General features: G+C 41.3%; 27 protein-coding genes and 3 tRNA genes. 15 read left to right on the top strand and 15 right to left on the bottom strand.

The genetic code is table 11. The features are described 5' to 3' along the window. Positions 1-161: 161 nt before the first annotated feature. Positions 162-917, bottom strand: coding sequence for a DUF4013 domain-containing protein (locus HYS07_10310; GenBank protein ID MBI1871572.1), 756 nt, complete (start codon positions 915-917; stop codon positions 162-164). A gap of 208 nt (positions 918-1,125) precedes the next feature. On the opposite strand from HYS07_10310, the gene rpsB reads away from it, so the two are divergent. From rpsB to HYS07_10350, 8 genes are all read left to right on the top strand, one after another. Beyond that, a complete protein-coding gene (rpsB, locus tag HYS07_10315; GenBank protein ID MBI1871573.1) occupies positions 1,126-1,857 on the top strand; it encodes a 30S ribosomal protein S2 in 732 nt (243 codons plus the stop codon). After that, positions 1,858-2,451 (top strand): translation elongation factor Ts, encoded by a 594-nt coding sequence (gene tsf, locus HYS07_10320; GenBank protein ID MBI1871574.1) that lies wholly within the window; start codon positions 1,858-1,860, stop codon positions 2,449-2,451. 29 nt (positions 2,452-2,480) lie between these two features. Further along, entirely contained in the window at positions 2,481-3,215 is a 735-nt protein-coding gene (locus tag HYS07_10325; protein MBI1871575.1) for a UMP kinase, read from the top strand. A gap of 145 nt (positions 3,216-3,360) precedes the next feature. Then, positions 3,361-3,924, top strand: a complete 564-nt coding sequence (gene frr / locus HYS07_10330; GenBank protein MBI1871576.1) for a ribosome recycling factor — start codon at positions 3,361-3,363, stop codon at positions 3,922-3,924. Between the two features lie 84 nt (positions 3,925-4,008). Beyond that, positions 4,009-4,081, top strand: a tRNA-Lys gene (locus tag HYS07_10335). Positions 4,082-4,179: 98 nt separating this feature from the next. Next, positions 4,180-4,252 (top strand) — tRNA-Glu (locus HYS07_10340). 248 nt (positions 4,253-4,500) lie between these two features. Next, a complete protein-coding gene (locus tag HYS07_10345; GenBank protein MBI1871577.1) occupies positions 4,501-5,661 on the top strand; it encodes an MFS transporter in 1,161 nt (386 codons plus the stop codon). 167 nt (positions 5,662-5,828) lie between these two features. After that, complete coding sequence (locus tag HYS07_10350) at positions 5,829-7,052, top strand: voltage-gated chloride channel family protein (protein MBI1871578.1); 1,224 nt, start codon at positions 5,829-5,831, stop codon at positions 7,050-7,052. Here HYS07_10350 and tatC read toward each other — a convergent pair. The 4 genes from tatC to HYS07_10370 all read right to left on the bottom strand — a co-directional run bounded on the left by tatC (position 7,049) and on the right by HYS07_10370 (position 9,843). Further along, the gene (gene tatC, locus HYS07_10355; protein ID MBI1871579.1) at positions 7,049-7,843 is read right to left on the bottom strand and encodes a twin-arginine translocase subunit TatC; all 795 of its coding nucleotides are present in this window, start codon (positions 7,841-7,843) and stop codon (positions 7,049-7,051) included. The two genes, HYS07_10350 and tatC, sit on opposite strands and share 4 nt — an antisense overlap. Continuing rightward, positions 7,797-7,970 carry a twin-arginine translocase TatA/TatE family subunit gene (gene tatA / locus HYS07_10360; GenBank protein ID MBI1871580.1) on the bottom strand — a complete coding sequence of 58 codons (174 nt, stop codon included), beginning with the start codon at positions 7,968-7,970 and terminating at the stop codon, positions 7,797-7,799. The genes tatC and tatA overlap by 47 nt, the downstream gene beginning before the upstream one ends. Positions 7,971-8,981: 1,011 nt before the next feature. Beyond that, a complete protein-coding gene (locus HYS07_10365; GenBank protein MBI1871581.1) occupies positions 8,982-9,608 on the bottom strand; it encodes an NYN domain-containing protein in 627 nt (208 codons plus the stop codon). A gap of 10 nt (positions 9,609-9,618) precedes the next feature. Next, positions 9,619-9,843 (bottom strand): helix-turn-helix transcriptional regulator, encoded by a 225-nt coding sequence (locus tag HYS07_10370; GenBank protein MBI1871582.1) that lies wholly within the window; start codon positions 9,841-9,843, stop codon positions 9,619-9,621. 70 nt (positions 9,844-9,913) lie between these two features. Here HYS07_10370 and HYS07_10375 point away from each other — a divergent pair, with 70 nt between their 5' ends. After that, positions 9,914-10,732, top strand: coding sequence for a recombinase family protein (locus tag HYS07_10375; protein MBI1871583.1), 819 nt, complete (start codon positions 9,914-9,916; stop codon positions 10,730-10,732). A 193-nt stretch (positions 10,733-10,925) separates the two neighbouring features. On the opposite strand, the gene HYS07_10380 is transcribed toward HYS07_10375, so the two are convergent. After that, positions 10,926-11,002: transfer RNA gene (locus HYS07_10380), tRNA-Asn, on the bottom strand. A gap of 205 nt (positions 11,003-11,207) precedes the next feature. Here HYS07_10380 and HYS07_10385 point away from each other — a divergent pair. Further along, a complete protein-coding gene (locus HYS07_10385) occupies positions 11,208-11,510 on the top strand; it encodes a hypothetical protein (protein MBI1871584.1) in 303 nt (100 codons plus the stop codon). A 190-nt stretch (positions 11,511-11,700) separates the two neighbouring features. Next, positions 11,701-12,084: a PD40 domain-containing protein gene (locus tag HYS07_10390; GenBank protein MBI1871585.1), complete on the top strand. Its 384-nt coding sequence runs from the start codon at positions 11,701-11,703 to the stop codon at positions 12,082-12,084. Positions 12,085-12,250: 166 nt separating this feature from the next. Here HYS07_10390 and HYS07_10395 read toward each other — a convergent pair whose 3' ends face one another. Continuing rightward, positions 12,251-12,421, bottom strand: a complete 171-nt coding sequence (locus HYS07_10395) for a hypothetical protein (protein MBI1871586.1) — start codon at positions 12,419-12,421, stop codon at positions 12,251-12,253. Between the two features lie 337 nt (positions 12,422-12,758). Continuing rightward, on the bottom strand, positions 12,759-14,864 hold the full coding sequence (locus tag HYS07_10400; GenBank protein ID MBI1871587.1) for a DUF2079 domain-containing protein: 2,106 nt from the start codon (positions 14,862-14,864) through the stop codon (positions 12,759-12,761). Positions 14,865-15,046: 182 nt separating this feature from the next. Between HYS07_10400 and eno the strand changes: the two genes are divergently transcribed. Both eno and HYS07_10410 read left to right on the top strand, forming a co-directional pair. Further along, positions 15,047-16,318, top strand: a complete 1,272-nt coding sequence (gene eno, locus HYS07_10405) for a phosphopyruvate hydratase (GenBank protein MBI1871588.1) — start codon at positions 15,047-15,049, stop codon at positions 16,316-16,318. Between the two features lie 66 nt (positions 16,319-16,384). Then, the gene (locus tag HYS07_10410) at positions 16,385-16,678 is read left to right on the top strand and encodes a septum formation initiator family protein (GenBank protein MBI1871589.1); all 294 of its coding nucleotides are present in this window, start codon (positions 16,385-16,387) and stop codon (positions 16,676-16,678) included. On the opposite strand, the gene HYS07_10415 is transcribed toward HYS07_10410, so the two are convergent. Genes HYS07_10415 through HYS07_10435 form a run of 5 tightly spaced genes read right to left on the bottom strand, consistent with a single transcriptional unit; the run spans position 16,656 to position 21,403 of the window. Beyond that, positions 16,656-17,582 carry a hypothetical protein gene (locus HYS07_10415; GenBank protein MBI1871590.1) on the bottom strand — a complete coding sequence of 309 codons (927 nt, stop codon included), beginning with the start codon at positions 17,580-17,582 and terminating at the stop codon, positions 16,656-16,658. The two genes, HYS07_10410 and HYS07_10415, sit on opposite strands and share 23 nt — an antisense overlap. Positions 17,583-17,617: 35 nt before the next feature. Further along, positions 17,618-18,871 (bottom strand): KamA family radical SAM protein, encoded by a 1,254-nt coding sequence (locus HYS07_10420; GenBank protein MBI1871591.1) that lies wholly within the window; start codon positions 18,869-18,871, stop codon positions 17,618-17,620. A gap of 27 nt (positions 18,872-18,898) precedes the next feature. Further along, a complete protein-coding gene (locus HYS07_10425; protein ID MBI1871592.1) occupies positions 18,899-19,369 on the bottom strand; it encodes a GNAT family N-acetyltransferase in 471 nt (156 codons plus the stop codon). Next, a complete protein-coding gene (locus HYS07_10430) occupies positions 19,344-20,375 on the bottom strand; it encodes an ATP-grasp domain-containing protein (protein ID MBI1871593.1) in 1,032 nt (343 codons plus the stop codon). The genes HYS07_10425 and HYS07_10430 overlap by 26 nt, the downstream gene beginning before the upstream one ends. Next, positions 20,372-21,403 (bottom strand): D-alanine--D-alanine ligase, encoded by a 1,032-nt coding sequence (locus tag HYS07_10435; GenBank protein MBI1871594.1) that lies wholly within the window; start codon positions 21,401-21,403, stop codon positions 20,372-20,374. The genes HYS07_10430 and HYS07_10435 overlap by 4 nt, the downstream gene beginning before the upstream one ends. Before the next feature lie 245 nt (positions 21,404-21,648). Here HYS07_10435 and HYS07_10440 point away from each other — a divergent pair, with 245 nt between their 5' ends. Continuing rightward, entirely contained in the window at positions 21,649-21,942 is a 294-nt protein-coding gene (locus HYS07_10440) for a GIY-YIG nuclease family protein (GenBank protein MBI1871595.1), read from the top strand. 51 nt (positions 21,943-21,993) lie between these two features. Here the strand turns inward: HYS07_10440 and HYS07_10445 are convergent, their stop codons facing one another. Continuing rightward, a complete protein-coding gene (locus tag HYS07_10445; GenBank protein MBI1871596.1) occupies positions 21,994-22,158 on the bottom strand; it encodes a hypothetical protein in 165 nt (54 codons plus the stop codon). 319 nt (positions 22,159-22,477) lie between these two features. Further along, positions 22,478-23,467, bottom strand: a complete 990-nt coding sequence (locus HYS07_10450) for a Fic family protein (protein MBI1871597.1) — start codon at positions 23,465-23,467, stop codon at positions 22,478-22,480. Between the two features lie 123 nt (positions 23,468-23,590). Between HYS07_10450 and mnmE the strand changes: the two genes are divergently transcribed. Continuing rightward, positions 23,591-24,970, top strand: coding sequence for a tRNA uridine-5-carboxymethylaminomethyl(34) synthesis GTPase MnmE (mnmE, locus tag HYS07_10455; protein ID MBI1871598.1), 1,380 nt, complete (start codon positions 23,591-23,593; stop codon positions 24,968-24,970). Positions 24,971-25,074 lie beyond the last annotated feature (104 nt).

The raw sequence follows: 25,074 nt of genomic DNA on the forward strand, positions 1-25,074 counted from the left end.
CGTCAATCTCCTTCCCTCTGGCTTCACTCGGTTCGTTGCCTCTCCAAGTGCAGAGTTCAGTTCTGAGTCGGTGGTTAGCCTTTACTCAGGCTCCTTATTTCGGCTTGCTTTTGTTGGCTTGCTTGGCGCACTGAACTTTAGACTTTGAACTTTGAACTATTTTATTTTTTACCGTAAATTTCCCCATACATTCTAAAAGAAACAATCAAAATCCAAAACATCACAAAGGGGGTCAAAAAGCCCACCAGCGGAAAACTGACCGTTGAATTTAGATGAGCTCGAGCAGACATCATGTATTCAAAAAGATTAAGATCCAGAGAAATCTTGATAATCTGCATAACACCCAAAAGGATGAGAGAAGCGCTGATGTACTGAGACGCTTTGGATTTTAACTCATTTAGAATCTCTAAGAACTTAAAAGCCGATAAGACCTGACCCGTTTGAGCCACTTTACAAAGGGCAATTGCAATAAAAGGACTCACCAAAAGGATTAAAATACCGATCACCAGCTGTAGCAATGAAAAAACGGCTCCTAACACAGGCACTTTGGCCGTTAAGACTCCAACCAGCATGCTCAAAAGAGCTATTAAAATCCCGTAGGCAAGCCCCACAATAAAAACTCCCAGTCCATCTTTAAACAAGGTCTCCCAACTTTTCCATTCAGGAAGAGAGGGCTTCTCTTCTCCGGCCAAAGCACTTTTCAAAATGGAGAAAGCGTAACCCAAAGGAGCAAAAAAGACCCCCACAAGAACGAGGAAAAGAAGATAGGTTAAAAGCCGGATAAAGGCATTTTCTTGCCCCACAACCCCAAAAGCCATGGGAAACAAACTTACAAAAGAAAGCGCACCACCGATTAAAAGTTTCAAAATCCAATTTGAATCCTTAAACGGAAAACTTAAGGCAATTTGGATATTCACTGAAGGCCCCCTTTCTTTTTATAATTTTATTGTAACTAATTTCCTACCAAAGTGTCAATGTGCATCACTGAATAATCACTAAAGGATGGAACCTATCCCTTTCGTTTTTTCGCCTTGCATTTGAAATAAGCTGTGATATATTAGTCCAGCTCTTAAAAAATAAGAGCCTATTTTATTAATTTTGACAGGAGGTTTTAGGGTGGCTGAGATAGAGGTAAGTGTCAGAGAACTTTTAGAAGCGGGAGCTCATTTTGGGCATCAATCCAGTAGGTGGAATCCCAAAATGAAGAAGTTTATCTTTGAAGAGAGAAATGGAATTCATATCATCGATCTTCAAAAAACAGTGAATCAATTTAAAACAGCAGTTCAGTTTTTAGCTCATTGTATTGAGCAAGGTGAAGCCATTTTAATGGTGGGAACCAAGAAACAAGCCAAAGAAATTGTCAAGACAGCTGCTCAGCAGTGTGGAGCTTTTTGGGTGACGGAGCGATGGCTGGGAGGAACACTCACCAATCTTCAGACCATTCGTAAGAGCGTCGGACGTTTTAAAGAAATTGAGCAAATGCAGGCTGACGGAACGATGGCTCAACTCAGCAAGAAGGAATCTGCAAGTTTGACCCGAGAGCTTCATAAATTAAAGAAAAATTTAATGGGCATTCGCGAGATGGATCGTAAACCGGGAGCTTTGTTTGTCATTGACCCCAATCGAGAGAAAATTGCGGTTGAGGAAGCGCGGCGTTTGGGGGTTCCGATTGTGGCCCTCATTGATACCAATTGTGATCCCGATAAAATTGATTATCCGATCGCTTGTAATGACGATGCCATTAGAACTATCAGCCTTTTGGTCACCAAAGTCGAAGAAATTATTTTACAAGCTCGAGGAATGAATAAAGATAAAGCTTCAAATGTTGAAGCCCAGGCATCACAGGAGATTGCTTAAATGGAGATTCATAAGGACTTGGTCAAGGAGCTTCGCGAAAAAACGAATGCGGGCGTCATGGACTGTAAAAAAGCCCTTGCACAGTCCAAAGGAGATTTAGGGAGCGCCGTTCAAATTCTAAAAAAGAAGGGAGTTGCGGTTGCCGAGAAAAAGTCTCAGAGAGAGGCCTCAGAGGGTCTGATTTTTTCCTATATTCACATGGGAGGAAAAATCGGGGTTCTTCTGGAAATCAATTGCGAAACGGATTTTGTTGCTCGAAATGGGATTTTTCAAGCCTTGGCAAAGGATGTTGCCCTTCAGATTGCAGGTTCTCATCCTACCCCTCTCTATATTTCCAGAGACAAGATTGAACCGCGTGTCGCGAGCCATGCCCGACAGGAATTTGAGAAAGAAGCTGCTGGGAAAAATCCTGATGCAATGAAAAAAATCATCGAGGGAAAACTCGAAAAATATTATCAGCAAATCTGTTTACTCGATCAACCTTTTATTAAAGATGGAAATCTAACCATTCAGCAATTGATTCAGTCTAAAATTGCCGAGTTGGGAGAAAATATTGTTGTTCGCAGATTCGTTCGCTATCAGATAGGCGAATAACTCTCTTTCACTTTAATGACAATTTGTGTATGAGTCAAACCCCTCATCCAAAACCCAAGTATAACCGAATCATTTTAAAATTGAGTGGCGAAACTCTGATGGGAGAAAAATCCTATGGAGTGGATCCGAAGGCCGCCATTTCAATTGCTGAACAAGTCAAAGAGGTGAAGCAACTTGGAGTTCAAATTGCCATTGTCATCGGGGGAGGAAACATTTTTAGAGGAATCAATGCCAGCGGGGATGGCATCGATCGGACCACTGCAGATTACATGGGAATGCTGGCCACCGTTATTAATGGAATGGCCCTTCAGGATGCCCTTGAAAAATGTGGGGTGATGACACGTCTTCAGACTTCGCTTGAAATGGCTAAAATTGCCGAGCCCTATATTCGAAGACGGGCTATGCGTCATTTGGAAAAAGGCCGAGTGGTCATCTTTGCGGGTGGAACAGGAAACCCTTACTTTTCGACCGATACCGCTGCCGCTCTTCGGGCCAGTGAAATTAATGCCGAGGTCATTCTCAAAGGAACAAAGGTCGATGGCGTTTACAGTGCCGATCCTCATTTAGATTCCAAAGCCGTCAAATTTAAAGAACTCAGCTATTTAGAAGTTTTGAGCAAGCGACTTAAAGTGATGGATGCCACAGCCGTTTCTTTGTGTATGGAAAACAATGTCCCCATTATTGTATTTGATATGTGGAATTCCGAAAATCTGAAAAGGGTTATTATGGGAGAAACGATCGGGACCCTTGTGCGGGATAAGTGAGACCTCTGAAAAAGGCCCATCTGCTGCGTTGCCCGCTGCACTCCTTTGTGCGGCGTACGAAAAAAAGTACGCCTCCGCAGTCGCTTGCGGGCGCCTTGCATCTGGGACCTTTTTGAGAGGTCTCTAGAATAAGAGGAGGGATCAAATGACATTCGAAGAAAAAGTTCTAGGTCAGATTAAAGAAAAGATGACAAAAACCATCGAATTTTTCCAAGACGAACTTTCCGGAGTAAGATCGGGTCGAGCCAATCCTGCTTTGGTCGAGGGGATGATGGTGAATTATTACGGAACACCTACTAAATTAAAAGAATTGGCAGGAATTACGGCTCCGGAGCCTCGGTCCCTGGTCATTCAACCCTGGGATATAGCGGCGATCGAAGAAATCATGAAGGCCTTGAACAAAAATGAATCCGGTCTTGTCCCAAAATTAGAAGGTAAAATTATTCGGATTCAAGTCCCAGAATTGAGCGAGCAGCGTCGCAATGAGCTTAAAAAAGTCGTGAAAAACATGGCGGAAGAGGCCAGAGTCAACTTAAGAAATACCCGCCGCGAAATGAATGAATTTGTAAAAAAAGGACAGAAAAATAGCCAAATCACGGAGGATGATCTTTTTCGCATTGAAAAAGAAGTACAAATTAAAACGGATGATTTTATTAAGAAGGTCGATGATATTTTAATTCATAAAGAAAAAGAACTTACGCAAGTCTAAACGACAGTTCAAAGTTTAAAGTTCAAGGAATCAGCAATCTAGAGTTTTTTTAACTTTGAACTTTAAACTTTGAACTGTCTTTAAGAGCCGCTAGCTCATCAGGTAGAGCAACAGCCTTTTAAGCTGTGGGTGGTGGGTTCGAGTCCCACGCGGCTCATTTCAATAAAGCTCAAGGTTTAAAGTTCCAAGTTCAAAGAAAAACCCTGCTCCATAGTCCTTGAACCTTAAACTTTGAACTTTAAACTTTCTTTATGAGACCCCATCGTCTAGAGGCCTAGGACATCACCCTTTCACGGTGATGACACGGGTTCGAATCCCGTTGGGGTCGAAATAGTTTTAGGTTTAGAGTTGTGAATAGGGATCAAAAAAAGGGTTCGCCCCGTCATCCGACGGGGCGCCCTGCCGAATGGCAGGGCGAATCCCGTTGGGGTCGAAATAGTTTTAGGTTTAGTGATGGAGTTCACCTGATTATAAAACCGCCGATATTGGCTGATAACTCCTACTATTTCCGTTAAACCCTAAAACCGAAATTGTAGGAGTTTTTTATTTTTAAGCTATTCTAAAAAAAGGTCTGACATGATTCGTTCTCCCTCCATGAAATTTGTCATCCTCATTGGATTTGTAAGTCTTTTTGCAGATGTGACGTATGAAGGGGCCAGAAGTATTACAGGCCCTTTTTTGGCAACGTTTGGAGCGAGTGCTGCTACAGTTGGCTTTATCGCTGGTTTTGGAGAACTCATCGGGTATGGTTTGCGCCTTGTCTCGGGTTATGTCAGTGATAAAACTGGGCGATACTGGACCATCATCTTTATAGGGTATGCCATAAATCTTTTCGCTGTCCCTCTCCTGGCTCTTGCGGGAAATTGGAAGATGGCTGGCATATTAATCATTGCCGAAAGAACAGGAAAAGCCATTCGTTCACCAGCTCGAGATGCCATGCTTTCCCATGCAACATCAGAAATAGGACATGGCTGGGGATTTGGCTTTCATGAAGCTATGGACCAAATCGGTGCCATGTTGGGCCCTCTCATCGTCTCATCCGTTCTTTACTTTAAAGGAAGTTACAAAACAGGATTTTTAGTTTTGCTTATTCCGGCGCTCTTGGCCCTCAGTGTCCTTTCGCTGGCACGATTTCTTTATCCTCATCCAAAAGATTTAGAAAAAGTAACGCCTCATTTCGAGTCAAAAAGCCTTTCAAAAATCTATTGGATTTATCTTTCCGCTGTCGTTTTAATTGCAGCAGGGTATGCAGATTTTCCTCTGATCGCCTATCATTTTGAAAAGGTCGAGAGTATTCCAAAAATATGGATCCCTGTTTCTTACTCGATTGCCATGGGAATCGATACTCTTTCAGCGCTCTTTTTTGGGCGATGGTTTGACCGCAAAGGCCTTTCCATTTTGATTGTAGCTTCAGTAATCGCCTCATTTTTTGCCCCTTTGGTATTTCTGGGTGGTTTTTATCAGGCCATCTTAGGGATGGGGTTATGGGGTTTAGGAATGGGGGCTCAAGAATCTGTCATGCGTGCCGCCATTGCTCAAATGGTTTCAACTGACCGAAGGGGAACGGCATACGGCATTTTTAATGCAGGTTATGGTTTATTTTGGTTTTTGGGAAGTGTCATTTTAGGAAAGCTTTATGATGTTTCTATTCTTTCTATGATTTTCTTTTCGATCTTGACACAACTTCTTTCGGTTCCTTTATTATTTTTAGTAAGAGGAAATAAAAGGCAAGTATGAAAGTCCAAAAATTAAACATCAAAAATCAAAATGACAGTGTAAAATTCAAAATGTCTCCTTGCAATAGCGCTAGAAATTTTGGATTTAAATGTGTCATTTTGCATTTTGATTTTTGGATTTTAAATTAAAAAGAGGAATTGGGTAGACGAAAGTTTGTGGGAACAATTATGAAACTAGATTACGAACCCTTACAATTGCTTCCTCAAGTCATAAAATGGTTTATCCTCGCCCTGGTCATTGGTGTTTTGGGAGGGAGTGCCTCCGCTTTTTTTCTTATCTCTCTGGATTGGGTGACCCAATGGCGTGAATCTCACCTTTGGATCATTGCAGGACTCCCCCTCTCTGGCTTTCTGATTGGGCTGATTTATCATCATTTGGGAAAAAAAGTTGAATCTGGAAATAATCTTATTTTAGATGAAATTCATGATCCTAAAAAAGTAGTCCCCTTTCGAATGGCCCCGCTGATTCTTTTATCAACGCTTGCAACCCATCTTTTTGGAGGCTCTGCAGGAAGAGAGGGGACCGCAGTTCAAATGGGAGGATCTCTCGCAGATCAACTCTCGATTCCCTTTCGTCTACAAGCTCAAGACCGGAGAATTTTGCTCATGGCTGGGATGAGTGCGGGTTTCGCATCTGTTTTTGGAACCCCTTTGGCAGGGGCAATCTTTGGATTAGAGGTGCTAGCCATCGGACGACTCCGATACGATGCTATTCTCCCTTGTTTTGTAGCAGCGATTGTTGGAGATCAAGTAGCGCTGATGTGGGGAGTTCATCATTCACTTTATTCTGTTCAAAACATCCCCTCCTTTTCTATCAGCGGCCTATTGCAAGTGTCGTTAGCAGGAATAATCTTTGGTTTGATCAGCATGCTTTTTTCAAACACGACACATCAAATCACCCGCATCTCAAAAAAATATATCACCTACAATCCCCTACGTCTTTTCATTGGGGGAATCATCGTTCTACTCCTGATTAAACTTTGCGGAACCACGAAATATATTGGATTGGGTATTCCCACCATGATTCAATCCTTTATCGCACAACTTCCTCCATGGGATTTTTTGGCAAAATTAATCTTTACCTCTCTTACGCTTGGGATGGGATTTAAGGGCGGAGAAGTCACTCCTTTATTTTTTATCGGAGCCACTCTGGGAAATGCACTGGGTTATTTGTTAGGGCTTTCAACACCCCTTTTAGCGGGTCTTGGATTTGTAGCTGTCTTTGCGGGAGCGGCCAATACCCCCCTCACTTGTACAATTCTTGCGATTGAAATTTTTGGACCCTCAATGGGTGTTTACGCCAGCATCGCTTGTGTTATGAGTTACCTTTTTTCAGGCCATGCGGGCATTTACCATTCACAGAAAATAGATGTAAGAAAAAATTTTGATTAATCTAGTTTTCTACTTACCCAAATACACCCTTCATAAAGTAAAATCATCGGAAGAGCCAGAAGAACTTGGCTAAACGCGTCCGGGCTAGGAGTTAAGACTGCTGCAATGATAAAGATGGCCACAATGGCGTGGCGCCTTTTTTCACGGAGTGTCTTAGAAGATAAAATATTCAGTTTGACCAAGGCAAGGATGAGTAAAGGAGTTTCAAAGGAAAGACCAAAGGAGAGCATCAAAAAGAGTGTAAAGGATATGTAATGGTCCACCGTCCATAAGGGAACAATCCCCATAAAATCATGAAACCGCCAAAGAAATTTTAAACTTTGAGGAAGGACAATCTGATAGCATAAAAGAACTCCTAAAAGGAAAAGAATCCCACCCCAGAAAAGGACTGGATAAAGATATCGTCTTTCTTTTTCAAGAAGACCTGGAAGAATAAATTGTGCCAAAAAGAAGAGAGAAATGGGAGATGAAACAATCAGTCCTGAACATAGAGCAATTTTTAAACTCAGAGAAAAAGCGCCACCGGGGGCCATACTTCTTAAAATCTCCTTCTCCATCCCCACTTTTCCAATGGAAGTAAGGGCCCGCTCAAGAGGAAACTTAAGCATTGAAAAAATCTTTGGAGAAAGGAAAAAGGATAGAACGGTGGTTATTCCAACCGTAACAAGAATTCTGATGAAGGTTTGACGAAAGTCTTCAAGATGATCGAAAAAGGGCTTTTTCTCCGGAAACATTTCTTCCAAACTATTTTTTCCCCTCACCCAACTTTTTGTCTTCCTCGTTGTCTTCACCTTTAATCGCCTTCTTGAATTCGTTAATACCTTTTCCCAAAGATTTCGCGATTTCTGGAAGGCGCTTGGCTCCAAAAAGCAAGAGAATAATAAGTAAGATAACCACCCATTCGGAAAAACCTGGCATCATTTTAAACCCCTCCTACAATAGATTTTATTCTACCATGAGACCTTATTGTGATGCGAGATCATTTATATCATCTCCCTGCAATGGACCGTCTCATTTTAATTAACAATACGACTCATTCCTGAAAGTTACCGTGGCACACCCATCGGCCATCTCGTGGAATACCAAAACCGCATTCGCCTATACAATTCTTAATGTGAAGGCCCTTTGATTCCTTTGTTCCACTCAGCTACTCAAGCTCCCGCCTTCGCTTTTCCCGGACGTCACGTCGGGGCGCTCACCTCAATTCGAGTCCTTTGCCCGTAAGAGGAATATGTCGCTCGTTTCTTCGAAAATAGCTCCTGATTCAAAATCCGGTCGCACTATTTCGATAATTCTGCCCAATTTGATTCATGGAAGCAAGAAAAAGAATCTTTAAGCCGAAGGCTTACAGGTGAATTGGCTTGGCCTCCTCCTTCCGCCCTCCGATATGACATCGGAGGACTAGTCGGAGGCGGTGTCCTTCCGCCACGAAGGCAGCCTGTCCGCCTGTCTTTGTGGCGGAAGGACACCGGCTCCGACGGAACGGAGGAGACCAAGCCATTAAAGGTCCTTTTTCTTACATTTATGAATCAGATTAGGTAAAATAATAGAAATAGTGCGACTGATTTTGGAATCAGGAGCCATCTTAGTTTTTTCGAACTGGGAAATTTGACCTTCCACCGTCAAATTTCCCTTTTTTCTCCCACAGGGAGCGGGCCTCCATTGCCGGGTATTTGTGTCTCAGAGGCTTTTTCGGAACTTATTTGATATCAAGGTGTTTAACATAATATTCTCTGCAAGAATATATTATGGCTATAACAACACTCTATTGAAAAGCATGAGCTGAAATGATAGTATTTAATTGCTAAGAAAAGGGCTTGACTTGTATATAAAGGGAAGTACGATAGTGGTTCAACTTCCCTATAGTTGCTTGCGATTATAGGGACCGGGCGAGGGCAACCTCGCCCAACCTGCTTTTACACCTTTTTTCTAACTCATTTCACATGCATCTATTATTTTTCGTGTTATCTGTATAAATCCTGCTCCCTCACATTTGTTCCTCAATGCTAGTGCATTCCGATAGCTATTGTTCACGTAGGCTATGCTCACCTTCTTTTTAGCATCCGAAAGAACGATATTAACTGCTGGTGCAAAGTCTTGATCTGCAGTGACTAAGATTGCATGATCAAATTCTCCCCGAAAGGCATCTCTTACAAGTCGCACGGCAAGGCCTACATCACCGCCTTTTTCCATGGGCTTTTTCCAGCTGAGACTTTTGACCAAATTTTGTACATCTGGCTTTAGCTGATTTACAATAAAAAGTGGAACCGTAGTTGTGTCCACTCGATAACTACCTTTAATATGAAACACCTCTTTGTTTTGAATATAGGTATAAATTTTCCCGAAGAAAATTTGTTGTTTGCGAAATGAGCCGGGGCTGTGGAGATTTTCAGGATAAGGGGTTTCAGCATAAAAAATCGCCTTTATCTCCTGCGTCTGTTTATTGATTAAATGATTTGAAAGCTGTAAAGGATTTACCCAAACACGCTTCTTTCTTAGATCACTTACAGCTCCCAGTAAATTTGGGCCGTCTATGTAAACATTAACAATCTCCATTAATTTCTCCTTACTTTTTATCCTTATATATAAGTTCGTCCAAGGATATTTTCAGAGCTTCTGCAATACTGACAACTGTCTGTATGGAGGGATTGGGAGTATGACCCGATTCAATTTTAATGTAGGTACTATAAGGCACATTTGCCTTCCTTGCCAGTTTATCCTGAGATAAACCAGTCTTGATCCTGTATTTTCGAACATTTTTAGAAATTATTTTATTTGATAATATATCCATATTTGGATATCCTTTAAAGGATAATAAATCTTGCTAACAATTATAACAGTTTCAGAAAACAGGAGGCAAAATGCAAGACAAATTAAAATGTGCCGTTTATACGAGAGTCAGTACGGACAACCAGGTAGAAGTGGAGTTTAATTCCTGTGAGGCTCAAAAAGCCAAAATTGTCCGTGATATTTTTGAAAGCTATATTTCCAGCCAGTCCCTTTCTAAAGTCTACGAACATTTGAAAACGATGGTTAGGACTGACATTTCCTTCTCAAAAAGCAGAATTTCCTATATTCTGCGAAACATTATTTATACTGGAAAGCTCAACTATGGAGGAAAGATCTATCAGGGAAATCATCCTGCCCTTATTTCTGATGAGATTTTCAACCTTGCTCAAGAGGTTCACAAAGAGAAAGTCCGATCTTTGAGATTGTATAAAAATTATTCTTTAACTGGCTTGATCACTTGCCAAGAATGCGGGTCATTTATGACACCTTGCCACTCGAATAAGATGAAGAATGGGAAAAGAAATCGTTACTACTATTACCGATGCACTAAAACTTTTAAAAAAGATTGGAACGCTTGCGGGACTAAGCAGGTTAACGCTAACAGATTAGAGGATTATATCTTCCAAAATCTTGAGCGAATCTCTCTTGATAAGCACTATCTCGATAGTTTGGTATTCAAGATCAATAATTCCAATTCGGGCGGCCATGCAGGACTCGAACTTTCGGCCGAGTCCTCCAAAATCTGCCCGGAAATCGTCGAAGGGAACCTAAAAACATTTGTCAAAGGACTATCGGGAAGACATGGGATCGAAAGAAATCTTTGGGCAAAAAAATTTATTAAGAAAATCAAATACGGCAAGGATGAAATTGAATTAAGTCTCTATTATTAAGGTAGTTCCGAAAAAGCCTCTGAGACACAAATACCCGACAATGGAGGCCCGCTGCCTGTGGCAGATAAAGGGCCGAGTGCGGCAGTAGATGTTTCTTTTCCTCTATCCCGCTGTCGGGTGGGGGCGACCGCTGGGAAAAATGACGGGTTGGGCCAAAAAGATAAAGTCGCCAGCGGCGACACCTTATTAAAGTTGGCTCCCCGGGCAGGACTCGAACCTGCGACATGCTGGTTAACAGCCAGCCGCTCATACCAGCTGAGCTACCGGGGAGTAACGACGAGAAACAGTTCAAAGTTCAAAGAAAAACCTCGACCTGCGAATAGTACGGAGAATAAAAGCGTGGCTGATATTATCAAACTCTCCTCTTTTGAGCCAGAGAAAGTTCGATCTCAAATCTAAAATGAAATTTTGGATCGATTCTAATTTTATAACAAAAGACACTGGGATATAATCAATCCAATTTTGGGAGGAGCTTATGTTTAAATATTTACGTTTTTATGGCTTGATTCTCGTCTCAATTTTTTTAAATGGATGTATCTACGAGCTTCCTTCCTGGACACCGGATGGGAAGTGTTTGGTTTTGGGGGCTTTTTACAAAAATGAAAAAGGAGAGGATGAATATCACGGATCTCAAATCGCATTTTTTTACCATGACTCTGAGATGATGGCCAACGACCCAATGGAACTTAAGGTCATGAATGTTGCTAGCCATGAGATTAAAAAGCTTTCAGGGCTTACAAAAGAGGAGGAGAAGTCTCACTATACTTTGAATCCATAGGAATCCCAAGGGAGATTTATTGGCGATTCAAAATTTTGACTCATCTAAAAAAACTTATCAAATTATCCTGATCGATTTAAAGGGGCAAAAGAGAGTCATCGCCTCCGAGGGCTCGTGCATGCTCCCAAGCTAGGCACCTGATGGAAAGAGGCTCGCCTTTATTCGCCTACAAGAAAATAAGTATGATTTGGTGGTATCAAATGTAAACGATCTTTCTGAAAAGATTATTATTTCAGGTATATCCCTTCCAGAAAAGCACCGAAAGGATTTGATTTATTATCTTGTTCCGAGCTGGTCCCCCGATGGAGAAAAAATCGCTTTTGTCGATGGAAATCAAATAGCAATAGTGAATTTGCTGAGTGGAGAGAAACAGATTCTGACCCATGGCAAAGGGCTTAAAATTTATCCGAGGTGGTCACCGAATGGAAAACGCCTTTTGATGATGAAAGTGGCTATTAAAAAGAAGAACCCCTCCTATGGAGAGAGTCGCTCTGACATTGATGTCATGAACCTAGACGGGTCTTTTGCAAAAGCTTTGACAAATCTAAGAGGTGAGGCTTATTTGCCTCAATGATCTCCCACGGGAGACAAGATCGCCTTTCTTTTTTCACAAGGGAATATTGTTTCTTTTTTACCCGTAGTGGTGGATTTAAAAGGAGAGGAAGGTTAAAAAAAAGAGCGGGGACAGCTTCCTTAGAGGAAAACTATCCCCGCCACCCCTACGGGCCGGTGTAGGGATATTATTGGTTCTGATTCGTTTTTAAGTGATGAGTGAGCATAACCATTTCAGAAAACTGGTTGTGATACTTGATCGCAAACCGCTTAATCCACTCTTCTGGGTGAATCCCAAGTCTTCTACACTCTTTCTTCATTAACGCCACTTCTTGTCTAATATAATCATTTGCTGACATTTTGAAGTCGCCTCCTCCATTCCTTCCATAGATATAGACCCGTCCCGAAGGGAAAAAGTTTAAAAAAAGTGAATTAAAATCACTTTTTTCTTAAAAATCTTATTACCAACATGTTATGGATAGTTAAAAATAAATTTCCTTGAAGGCGAGCGATAATACCCCCTCCCGCTCTTCTACTCCACAAGTTTTTGAAGAAATAATTTTGTTACAGCCTCCAGGAGAAGGAGAAAAGGAGTATTGGTTGGTGAGAATAATTGGAAAATAGGATATTTTTCGAGTGCAGCGTTTTTTATATTTCATTTTGTTCAAATTTGTATATTCACAGCTAGTTTTAAAATTAAATCGAAACATTACCCAGAACAACTTCTCCCTTTCGAACACGATTTCGAATGCGAGAAAACTTTATTTTTGCCCTTTCGCCACTCGAACGATCGACCAAATAGAATCGAAGGGAATAGCGTCCCATCGAAAGCCATTTGGGAAGAACAAAAGAAAAATATTCAATGACCCTTTCATTCTCTTTCCAATCGAATGTCGGATAAATCCGATAGCACAAGGGATGAAAAACTTGACGAATCAGTTTTCCTGTTGGATTGAAAAGACCAACGGAAAGATAATAATCCTTTTCAATTGCCGCCTTTGCCTGCCAAAAGAAAGATAACTGAATCCTTCCCCCTTCTGAAACTTGAGGGGAGAGAATACAGGCTTTTTTACATTCTAATTTCCCATCAAAAAGAACGGGAAAAGAATTCGATTGAAGAGAAAGAACCTGATCTATGCTTAGCCCTAAAACCGAAATTGGCGCGTGAACCGAGACGCAAGAGCTTGAGCCAGATTGGCCTGAAGACAAGGTCCCCGAAGGGGGAAGCGCAGGCATGCATAAAAAAATGCCTGTCGAGCATTTCTGAAGGTCAAGTGCCCCAAGATGTTGCGTCGAATTCCGCAGTCCAATTTCGGTTTTAGGGCTTAGATCTGGGAATGTTTGAAAAAGACGAAAGGAATCCACATCATCCTTAGCGAAAAGAACGATATTCTCATCAACATCCTTAACCTTCCAAGTTCCTGATTCTAAAAAATGCCTCAGACGCCGCGTTGCTTGAGGTGAATCAAACACGCTAAAGGTTAAAGGATCCATGCTGTCCATTAAAAGATATTGGAACCCTTGTGGGATTTCATAATTTTTGTGACTCAAGGTGTAAACACCACTGTAGAGATGATGAAAGGAATAAAGATTTTGATGATTGCTTAAATGAGATAAAAAATCGAATGTAGCCATCACAGATTCAGATCCATTTCCAACTTCCTGAATGAGGGCATCCCTAACCTCGTCTATTTCGTCTTTTTTAAGATCAGAAGTTCTGAAGAGCGTGGGAAGAAGTGGCCCCGTCACACAACCCACAATGAAGGCCCAAAGACCTAGAAAAAGAAGAATAGGAATCTCTTTTTTTTTAATGATTTGAAAAGCAAAAACTTTTCTCATTCCATCGAGAGCCGCTACAAAAAGGAAGGGAATAATCTCAGCTGTGTAATGATAATAAATCGTATGTTCTGTCGAGCGAGAGGACAAGAAATGTTGCAAAAAAAAAGGGAGGGCGAGTAAAAGAACAGGACTGAGCAAAGGAAGAAAACAAAGGGGCATCAGTAACTGACTTAATAAATGAATGTTTCTTTCTTGAACCATGAAGTGAATGAATACTCCCGGCTTAAAAAAAAGGTTATGAAAAATATCCATCCAATTTGATCCCAAATGCGAATAAAGAGTTTCAAAACCGACCTTTCCTTGATTAAAATGAGGAATCATCCAAAAGAGAGAAATCATGAAACCCATTATTCCCAAACACAATGGAGGAATAATCCATTTCCAACTTCTGTGGCATCTCCATCCATAAAGACCCAAAGTAATCGCAGCAAAATATAAATTCTCTTGGGTGAGACATGAAAGCCCCAGAAAAAGGCTATAAAGTTTTAAATTCTCATTGCAAAAAAACCAAAAAGTCCATAGAAGGAAAAAGAGGGCGAAAGAGGTGGGATGAAATTCAAAAAGATTGAGATACCCTAAAGCCGGATACATTAAAAATGCAAAAGCAAAGATCAGGCCAGTTGAAGAATGAATCCATTTCTTCCCTATCTTGTATAACGGCCAAGCGCCCAGACCTAAAGTCAATGTTTGAAGAAAAAGAAGGAGTAAAGGAGAGGGCCAAAGGGCATAAAAGGGCAGAATCAAAAACAAAATCCAGTGAGTATGATTTCCCAAGAAAGGAATTCCTAAAATGGAAGTTTCGATGGAACCCTGCAACATATTGGAGAGGGTTTGGGCATGATGGGCCAGATCAAAATCATGGTAGGAATAAGAGCGATATTTTAAAAAACAAATTCCAAAATAGGTGAGAATATAAAGGGTGATGCCTAAAAAAAGAATAACTCTTTCTTTATCAAGCATCATTTTTTTTATGAGTACCTTTTTTTTCACAGAGTCATTTTATCAAAAAGGGCTTTTCTCTTCTTTTTAATTGAAAAAAAGAGCATTAAAAACTATGATGACTCCACTTTCATAAAAATAAGTTGGGAGTTTTGAGTAGTGAGTCTTGAGTTTGATAAGAATTTATTGAGAGAGGAAATGCTATGATCCATAAAATTTTAGAAGTCCACGCTCGTGAAATTTTAGATTCTCGCGGTAATCCTACTTTGGAAGTGGATGTGGTTTTAGAGAATGGTTTTCTTGGAAGAGCCGCTGTCCCTTCTGGGGCCTCAACGGGCATCCATGAAGCCCTGGAATTGAGAGATGGGGATAAGGCTCGTTATCGTGGAAAAGGAGTCTTGAAGGCAGCCCAAAATGTGAATGAGATCATCGCTCCCCAGATCGTCGGAATGGATGCGACGGATCAAATTCAATTGGATGAGACGCTTTTAGAAATCGACGGAACTGAAAATAAAGCCAAATTAGGCGCCAATGCCACATTGGGGGTGAGCCTCGCCGTTTCCAGAGCGGCGAGTCTTGCCGCAGGTCTTCCGCTTTATCAGTATATCGGTGGTGTTAACGCAAAAGTGCTTCCCGTTCCTTTCATGAATATTGTGAATGGAGGAATGCATGCAGATAACAATTTGGATTTGCAAGAGTTTATGATTGTCCCTCGGGGAGCCTCTTCTTTTCGTGAGGCCCTCAGATGGGGCGCCGAAACTTTTCATAATCTCAAAGATGTCCTCCATAAAAGGGGGTTTTCAACATCCGTCGGAGACGAGGGAGGTTTTGCCCCAAATCTTTCTTCTAATGAAGAAGCCATTCAGCTGATATTGGAAGCCATTGAAAAAAGTGGTTATGCCCCAGGTCGAGATATTGCCCTTGCACTCGATGCTGCCTCCGCTTCCTTTTTTGAAGAAAAAACGGATCGCTATACCTTCAAAAGCAAAAAAATGAGTTTAAATTCTAGCGCAATGATTGATTTTTATACCCAGATGGTCGATAAATATCCCATTATTTCAATCGAGGATGGATTGTCGGAAGATGACTGGGAAGGTTGGAAAAAATTGACCGAAGCGCTCGGGGATCGTGTTCAATTGGTTGGAGATGATTTATTTGTTACCAATACCCAACGGCTCGAGAAGGGCATTACTTCAGGGGTTGCAAACTCCATTCTGATCAAAGTCAACCAAATTGGAACTTTGACCGAAACGCTCAATGCCATTGAACTTGCCAAAGAAGCGGGCTATACCGCGATGATCAGTCACCGATCTGGTGAAACAGAAGACGCAACCATCGCCGATCTCGCTGTTGCGACCAATGTGGGACAAATCAAAACGGGCTCGCTCTCTCGAACAGACCGGATTGCAAAATACAATCAGCTCTTAAGAATTGAAGAAAGTCTTTCAGGGCGAGGTCTTTTTGGAGGGAATATTTAAGAACCGTCGTGAGTAAAAAATAAATTCCTTAATTTTGATTTTTGATATTTGATTTTTGGTTTAAACATGAAACTTGACCGCTGGAAAATGGGCGTTTTGCTTTTTTTAGTTTTTTGCCTCCTGGTCTATCTTTTCTATCCAAATTTCTTGCGGCTGGCTAAAACCCAACAACAGATCAGCGCTCTTGAAGATGAAATTGCGAAGCTAGAATTGCATAATCGAGATTTGGAAGAACAAATTAAAAAATTGAAGAATGATCCGGTCTCCATTGAAAAAGTGGCTCGGGAGGAGCTTGGGATGTCAAAACCAAAGGAAATCATTTACAAGTTTGACGATGTTAAAGAAGAAGAACATTCCTAGACGCAAAAACCTTCTTCCTTTTCTTCACTCCTAATAAAATCGACTGGACGATCTCACTTACAACCTCCAAAGGAACTCCATCCCGATGAAGCAACTGAATGCGCATATCACAAGGTTCATTCACATAATCCACAACGATAAATTTTTCTTCTTCATCCACAGCAATCTCTGTTGAAAAAAAATTGAGCCGAGCCACTTCAGAAATGGACTTCGTAATTTCCCTCAATTTGGCCAATCGATACATTAATTTTTCCTCCAACGTAATCGCTTCATAAAGATGGGTCTGATCATCCCACCAGCAAGAGATCACCTTCTCACAAACATAATAGGAACGGAACCAAGCACGATGGGATCCAAAATATTTAGGGTTAATTTTTTTTTGCAAAAGATATTTATCGGCACGGTATTCCTTGCGCACCTCAATCACATCCATCAAATTTTCAGCACCCATGACAACCCCCAAACCACCCCCTCCACAGGCAGGTTTGATAATAAAGGGTCTCCCCAGTTGCTCAAGCTCACTCACTCTCAATTCTGGATCTTTATCATAAGGGGACAAGATAACGGTGAAGGGGACCTGAAGCCCTTTGGTTAAAAACTCCAAATGCATGGTCGCCTTGTCTCGGGCTCTCTCGACCTCCTTCAGGGGATTAATCACCCACGTTCCCTCTTCCATGACACGCCGTGAAACCAGGGCAAAATCTGGAAGGACATCCCCTGCCCGATCTAAATAGGAAAGGAATTGGATTTCTCCCTTCTCAATTTTTTTAGAAACTTCTCTGAAATTTTCTGGATGGACGGTCAGACATTTTAAGGAATGGGCTGCAGATTCTTTTTCAATCAAATTTACAAAATCTTTATCGTACTCCCATTCCCAGGCAATGCCTAAATCGATCAATTCCAAGGCAAGTCCCTTTCATTCAATGAGTCAATCACCGATTAACGCATGGCTCTTTTGGAAGCAGATTTTAGCATGCTTCCAAATCCTTCAGAAGCACGTTCTAGTTCTTCGATCGAGAGGGGGAGAAGCATTTGGGTCGAAGGGAGAGACACCTTCAATTTCTTTTTCTTAAGCTTCTCTTCGATCGGATCATGATATTCAAAAACTTTATTTTCATAATTACGTAAAATGGTCTTACCCCTAATTTTCGAAACGAGATAATTTGGAGAAAGGGGTATTTTCCCTCCTCCCCCAGGGGCATCGACCACAAACGTAGGAATCGCATAGCCTGTCGTATGTCCTCTTAATTTCTCAATGATTTTGACTCCCACATCAACCGAGGTCCGAAAATGTTCTGTCCCAAAAACGGGATCACACTGATAAAGATAGTAAGGTCTAACTCTTGCCTTCAGTAAGTTATGACAAAGTTTCATAATAATTTCAGGTTGATCATTGACCCCTTTCAGTAAAACAGTCTGACTTCCCAGGGGAATTCCGCCATCCGCCAACATCTCGAGAGCCGCATGAACCTCCGGCGCCAATTCCTGAGGATGGTTGATATGAATGCTCATCATGAAAGGATGATATTTACGAAGAATGGCGACCAGTCTAGGTGTAATTCGCTGAGGAATAAAAATGGGCCCTCGTGAACCGATCCGAAGAATTTCTAAATGCTTAATTTTTCTCAAACGACCGAGAAGGTGATCAATTCTCTCATCTGAAAGAATGAGGGGATCCCCACCTGAAATCAGGACATCACGGACCTGAGGGGTCCTTTCTAAATAATCACAAATTCGGTCTATTTTTTCTGTTGGAAGCCCGAGTTCCCCACTTCCCACAATACGTTTACGCGTACAATAGCGGCAGTAGGAAAGACACCGATCGGTGGCAATCAACAACACACGATCTGGATAACGATGAACCAGATTGGGCACAGGACTGTGGGCGTCTTCTCCGCAAGGATCTTGCATATCAAAAAGGGCATCATAGGATTCTTCCACACGGCAAATGACTTGTTTACGAATCGGACAATGGGGATCCTTGGGATCCATTAAGGACACAAAAAAAGGAGTCACGGCTAAGGGAAGACTTCTTTGTCGTGAAGCCCATTCAATCCCCTTTTCTTCCTCGGTAGAAAGATCGATGTATTTTTTCAGCTCCTTTCCCGTTGTAATCCGGTGACGCATCTGCCAATGCCAATTACTCCATTCTTCAGGAGTTGCATTAAACTTTTCTTGTATTTTTGTGTTCAGCGGAATTTCTCCTTTTTGACGGATCCCTTAAGCACGATTTTCGTATCTTTTCCCGTAAACAATCAAGTCATCACCCCATGCATAATAATCTTGAATGGTAGACACCTCAAAAAAACCATGGCGTAAATAAAACCGCCGGGCCTTCTCATAATCAACCCTTGAAGAAGTCTCGGCCAAGACCATTCTCGCCTTTAACCCTTGAAGGCGATTGCTTAATTCCTTCATCAGGAAACTTCCAACCCCTGCCCCCTGATATTTTGTATCTGTCACAATCCAATAAAGATCATAAACGCGATCCGTTAAAGGAACCCGCCCATAGCACATCAACCCTAAAATTTCCTTATCAGAAGAATAGGCACAACAAAAAACATATTCGTTGGGATCCGATCCCCTTCGAATATATTCATCAAAAAGAGAAAGACCACACGCAATCTCCTCTTTGCTAAAAACCTTTCCTTCCTCGAGAATTAATTCAATTTTTTTTCGATCGTGTTCCAAGGGCTCTTCGATCGAGAATTTGATTTCGCTCAAGTGCAAGGAAGGTAATTCTTCGAATAAGTTCTTCATATGAATATCCTTGATCCTTTGCCGCCATACTCATTCCCGAGTCGGCAGAAATACATGGATTTGGATTAATATCAATCACATAAGGGATTTGACTTTTCCCCATTCTAAAATCAATCCTCGCATAATCCCTCATCTTAAAAATCTGAAAACACTGAAGGGCGGCATTGAGCATCAATTTTTTTATTTTTTCGGACAAATCCGTCACCTGAGTTCCAATCGTCGTACGATAACCCAAGCTTGATTTTTTCCATTTCGAGGCAAAGCTAATAATTCTGGGACGACGGGAAGACAAAAATTGAATTTCACGAATGTGAGTAAAAAGAAAAGGCTCATTTCCTAGAATAGAAACATTAAATTCACGGCCATCGATAAATTCTTCAACAATGGCCGCCTGTTTAAAATTCTGATGAATTTGACGAACCTTGGATTTTAATTGAGCGTCCTCACTCACCACCGAGTCTTCCTCAATCCCGAAACTACCATCCTCATGAATGGGTTTAACAATGAGAGGGTAGTCCAATCCTTTTTTGTTCATGGCGTCTCCCCATTCAATGACCTCATGCTTTGGCGTAGAGATTTCATGAAAACTTAAGAGCTCTTTTGCCCTGGCCTTATCATGACAAAGTGCTAAGCCCAAAGGCCCCGTCCCCGTAAAGGGAAGACCCAAAAGTTCAAGAAGTGAAGCCACATGAATTTCGAAACTACTTTCTTCCCCAAGTCCCTCACATAAATTAAAAACCAAATCGACTTTTGAATCCATCAAATTTCCAAATTTACGAATCACAGGTAGATCCAGGCCCATCGGTTGAATTTCAAACCCATCTGTCCTTAAAATATCCGAAATGGTCTCGACATCTTTCAAAACATCCAAGGCTCCTTTAGCCTCAAGATCGGTTTGATGACCAGGGGTCGCATCATAAAGAATGCCAATTTTCATTTTTGACTCCCCACTTTATATTCAGAGCTGGAAGTCTCGTAACGCTCTAAAGCTACATTCAAAATTTTAAGAATCATGTCGTCATAACTGATCCCGGCCACCCGAGCCGCTTTTGGAAAACAAGAATTCTGGAGTGGATCCGGCAAAATTCCCGGAAGCGGATTAAGCTCTAAGATATGAGGATTCCCTTTTCGATCGAGCCGAATGTCGATCCGGCACCAATCTCGACATCCCAAAGCGTTAAAAGCAGATTTTGAAATCTTGATCACGTTCTCTTCCAATAAAGGGTCCATGCGGGCGGGACATTCAAAAATACCTAAAGGCCGATCCGGAGTATCCCAAATCCACTTGGCTTCATACGAATAGATCGGACGGGCTTGAGGCGGCAAAACATCCAGTCTCACCTCAACCACTGGAAGAACTGAAAGGGCATCTCTATTCCCAATCAAGGCGACCGTAAATTCTCTCCCTTTCAAAACCTCTTCAATGATCACCGGCTGTCGATATTGATCAAGAATGTCTTCAACTTTTTGATGAAGAGAGGCTCGGTTGTCAACCCAAGAAGCATCATGAATACCCATACTCGAACCTTCCCAAAGCGGTTTGACCAAAACAGGAAAAGAACCCTGCCAACGCAAGGAACTCGCTTCCCTCACCACTTGAAAGGAAGGGGTAGGAATTCCATAAAAAGCGAGAATCTCTTTCGTTCTGGCTTTATTCAAACAGGCACTTAAGGTAAAGGGATCTGATCCTGTATAGGGAATATCCAAAAATTCTAAAAAGGATGGAATATGCGATTCGCGGTTGGGGCCTTTATCCCCTTCAGCAATGTTAAACACAATATCCAATTCATTTTTTCTTAATTGGGAAAAAACAGCGTGATCTGCAATCAGAGGAACCACCTTATGTTGACGAGAAAGGGCATGGACAATGGCTTGAATGGTCTCAGGCGTATCCCATTCAGCACCGTGCTCGTCTGCCGGGTCTTGATCTCGCTTTTTAAGATTATAGGTTAACCCGACTCGCATGATTTTAAGAGTGAAAAACTCCCCCCTTTTTTTCTCTTAATGCATTCATCTCTCACCCTCAACTCGAGTGCTCTACATTTTAGAATAGCAGACCTCAAAACATTTTCAACCGCAAAAAAATAAAAATGCTAAGTTAATTATAAAAAATTAAGAATTTGTAGTCGCCCCATTTATGGGGCCATGCCCCTTGCACGAATTTGCCCGATGAATCGGGCGACTACAGAGGATAAAAGGGAGAGGGAGTCGTGAGTAAAAAATGGTTTCTCTATATTTTGAAATGCAGCGATCTTTCTTTGTATACCGGGATTACGAAAAATATTGAAAAACGTTTTAAAACACACTCCAAAGGAAAAGGGGCCCGCTATACCCGTTCCCGTCTTCCCCTTCGACTCGTTTATCAAGAAACCTGTAAAACCAAATCCGATGCCCTCATTCGAGAAGGTAAAGTGAAGGCATTGCCGAGAATCAAGAAACTTGCTTTGATCGAAGGGGGTAAAACTTCATCTACACAAGATACCCTGGTTCAGAATAGGAAGTGATTGAAATGTGAATCAATATACCATTATTAAACCATTAATATAATGGTATTGTCAAGTCGTTTCAATAAAGTCATAATTTCTCCATGAAAAAAATTGTTCGATTTGAGCTTCGCCTTTCGGAAAATCTGCATAAGAAACTTGTCCGGATTTCAAAGAAGGAGACCCGATCCCTACATGCACAAATCCTTCATTTCCTTCAGCAGGCTGTTGAGACATACGAAAAGGAAATCAAAATAAACTAGCCTTTATTTTTTGTGGATCTATTTGTAACTCGCAAAGGATATCACCACGTAACCGTAACGACTCTCGCATAAGAAAGCGAAAGCTATTCTTCAAAATCCAAACCACCCTCAATTGATTGAGTATGCAGCTCTCGTTCTTTCTAGAACCAACGAGATCAAATAGGAATTAAGGCATCTCGCAAGGTAACCACCCATCGCCATTTTGAGAATTACAAAATTGGAAAAGTGATTGTGGAGACGCGGGACAAGAAAGATTGGAGCCAAAAATAACTCGCTCGTAGAGCAGGCGTATCTCAGTAGCTTATTTCTTTCAAAACTCTTTTCAACTCAGCAATCGTAAGCCGCTTTTCTTTTTGTAGCTGGCGGATTTTGTGAATTTTGGGAATCATTTCTTCAGAGTAAAGTTGATATCCACCTTTAGAATGTTGAGCTGCTTTCAAAAGTCCCTCTTTTGTCCAGTACCGAATCGTTGGGACAGTTTCGTGAGTCACCTTTGCGAGTTGACCCATTTTAAGCAATTTGGGAGGAATGCCCAGAGGAGATTCTGGTGGTTCTAGGGTTTCTAAGTAAATGTCCAGAGAACGCTCTACTGCGGTAAAGATAAGAGGGTAATAATCTGAAAGGTCTCCGTATAATTGTCCTTTTTCGATGCTATTGATATAAGCTCTTCTATCTTCTTTCCTAATGATGGCAGGTGGATAGCCTCCCTGCATCAGGATTAAATTCATCAGGAGCCTAGCCGTTCGTCCATTTCCATCAATGAAGGGATGAATGCTTACAAGTCTAAAGTGAGCGTCTGCTGCAACTTCAATGCTGTTCTCTCTAATCTTGAGCTCGCTTATGAATGCTTCCATCAAACCAGGGACTTTCCTTGCGTTGGGCATGATGACCGTAGATCCCGCAATTCGTACAGGAACAGTGCGATAGCGCCCTGCATGGGATGAATCAATGTTTTGGAGAATCATGGAATGAATATCTAAAATAGTCTCTTCCGTAATATCTTTAACCTTTTTTTTGACAAGTTTTTGGATCCATTCATACGCTTGAGCATGGTTGACCGCTTCCAAATGTTCTCGGATGGATTTCCCTTCAACCGTGATTCCTTTTTCGACGATTAAGGCCGTCTCTTGACGGGTCAGTGTGTTTCCTTCGATCGCATTGGAGGTATAAGTCAACTCTATTTTGAACCACTCGTCTAAATTTTTGACAAGAGCCATGGGCCAGGGTTGATGAGCTTGAAATTTCCCCTTTTTTTCTTCGATGCGTAGTAAAAGGTCTTTCATACTATAAAGTATAACCTAATACTTTACTTTTTCCAAGTTATCTTAGGAATTTATAGAATCATCTCAGAGTAAAATTACTTTTAACTTGATTCTCATCTTTTACACACCTATAGTCCTCTTCATATGATGAGCTCACTTGACGATACCATTGCTTCTATTGCTACCCCTCCCGGAGAAGGGGCGATCGGAATCATCCGTTTGAGTGGGCCCCAAACCCTGACCATTGCGGACCACCTTTTTAGGTCTAAAAAGGGCTGTTTACCTTCCTCTTTCAAATCGCATCATTTTTACTTTGGAGAGATTTGTGAAGAGAATGAAACGATCGATGAAGGGATGGCGTGTCTGATGCGCTCCCCCAAAAGTTATACAAAAGAAAATATATTTGAAATCCATTGCCATGGAGGCCCTTACATCTTAAAAAGAGTTCTTTCATTATCCCTCGAGAAAGGGGCTCGGCTGGCCGAACCTGGAGAATTTACAAAAAGGGCTTTTCTGAATGGCCGTATGGATCTTTCTCAGGCGGAAGGGGTGATTGATCTCATTCAATCCAAAACGGAATATCAGAGAAAATATGCCCTAAAACAGGTGCAAGGTCTTTTGTCGCAAAAACTTTTAGACGTTCGGGCATCTTTATTTCATGTGATGGTCGAAACTCAAGCCAATATTGATTTTCCAGACTATGTGCCTGAAGAGGTTTCAAAAAATGCTTTTACTGAAATTCTTAAAAAGGTAAGACACATCGTTCAAGATTTCTTAAAATCTGCAAAAATTCAGACCCTTTTAAAGGAAGGTCTTAAAATTGTTTTAGCGGGAGAACCCAATGTTGGGAAATCAAGCCTTCTCAATGCCTTAGCAGGGAAAGAAACAGCCATCGTGACTGAACTTCCTGGCACAACGAGAGACGCCATCGGATTTGAAACTCAAAAAAAGGGGATTCCGGTTCATTTTACGGATACAGCAGGTTTTCGAAAAGCTGAAAATATTGCCGAAGAAAAAGGGATGAAGATCACCCATCAAAAACTTGAAGAAGCCGATCTTATTCTTTGGATTTTTGACGTTTCCGAAGAGCCCAATCTGGTTTATCCCCAGCAGCATCTTTCAAATGGAAAAGAGGCCATTCTCATTTTCAATAAAAGCGATTTACCCTTTAAAATAAATAAAGAAGCCATTCTTCAAATGTTTCCTGAGAGGCCTTCCTTAGAAACCTCAGCCCTTCAAAATTCTGGAACACTAGAGCTTGAAACAATGATTGAGCATTGGATGACAAAACACAGTGACTTGCTTGAATGTGAATATCTGATCAATGCACGGCATCAAGAAATCCTTGAAAGCGTTTTGGAGTCTTTGGAATCCGCCCAAAAAGCCTTAAGGGAAGACTTAGGGGACGACCTCATCGCAAGTGATCTCAAAAATGCCATTCAGAAATTGGATGAATTCTCAGGAAAATCGATTGATGAAGAAATCATTCAGTCCATTTTTTCGAGATTTTGTATTGGAAAGTAATCTTCATCCCGAAAAATACCTTTTATAAACGAAAAACACCCTATTTTTTCTTAAAGGTTTGCCTCGTTAAAAAAGCGGATGCTAAAAATATTTTTAATAAATTG

Source organism: Chlamydiota bacterium (genome assembly GCA_016178055.1).
Taxonomy (GTDB): domain Bacteria; phylum Auribacterota; class JACPWU01; order JACPWU01; family JACPWU01; genus JACOUC01.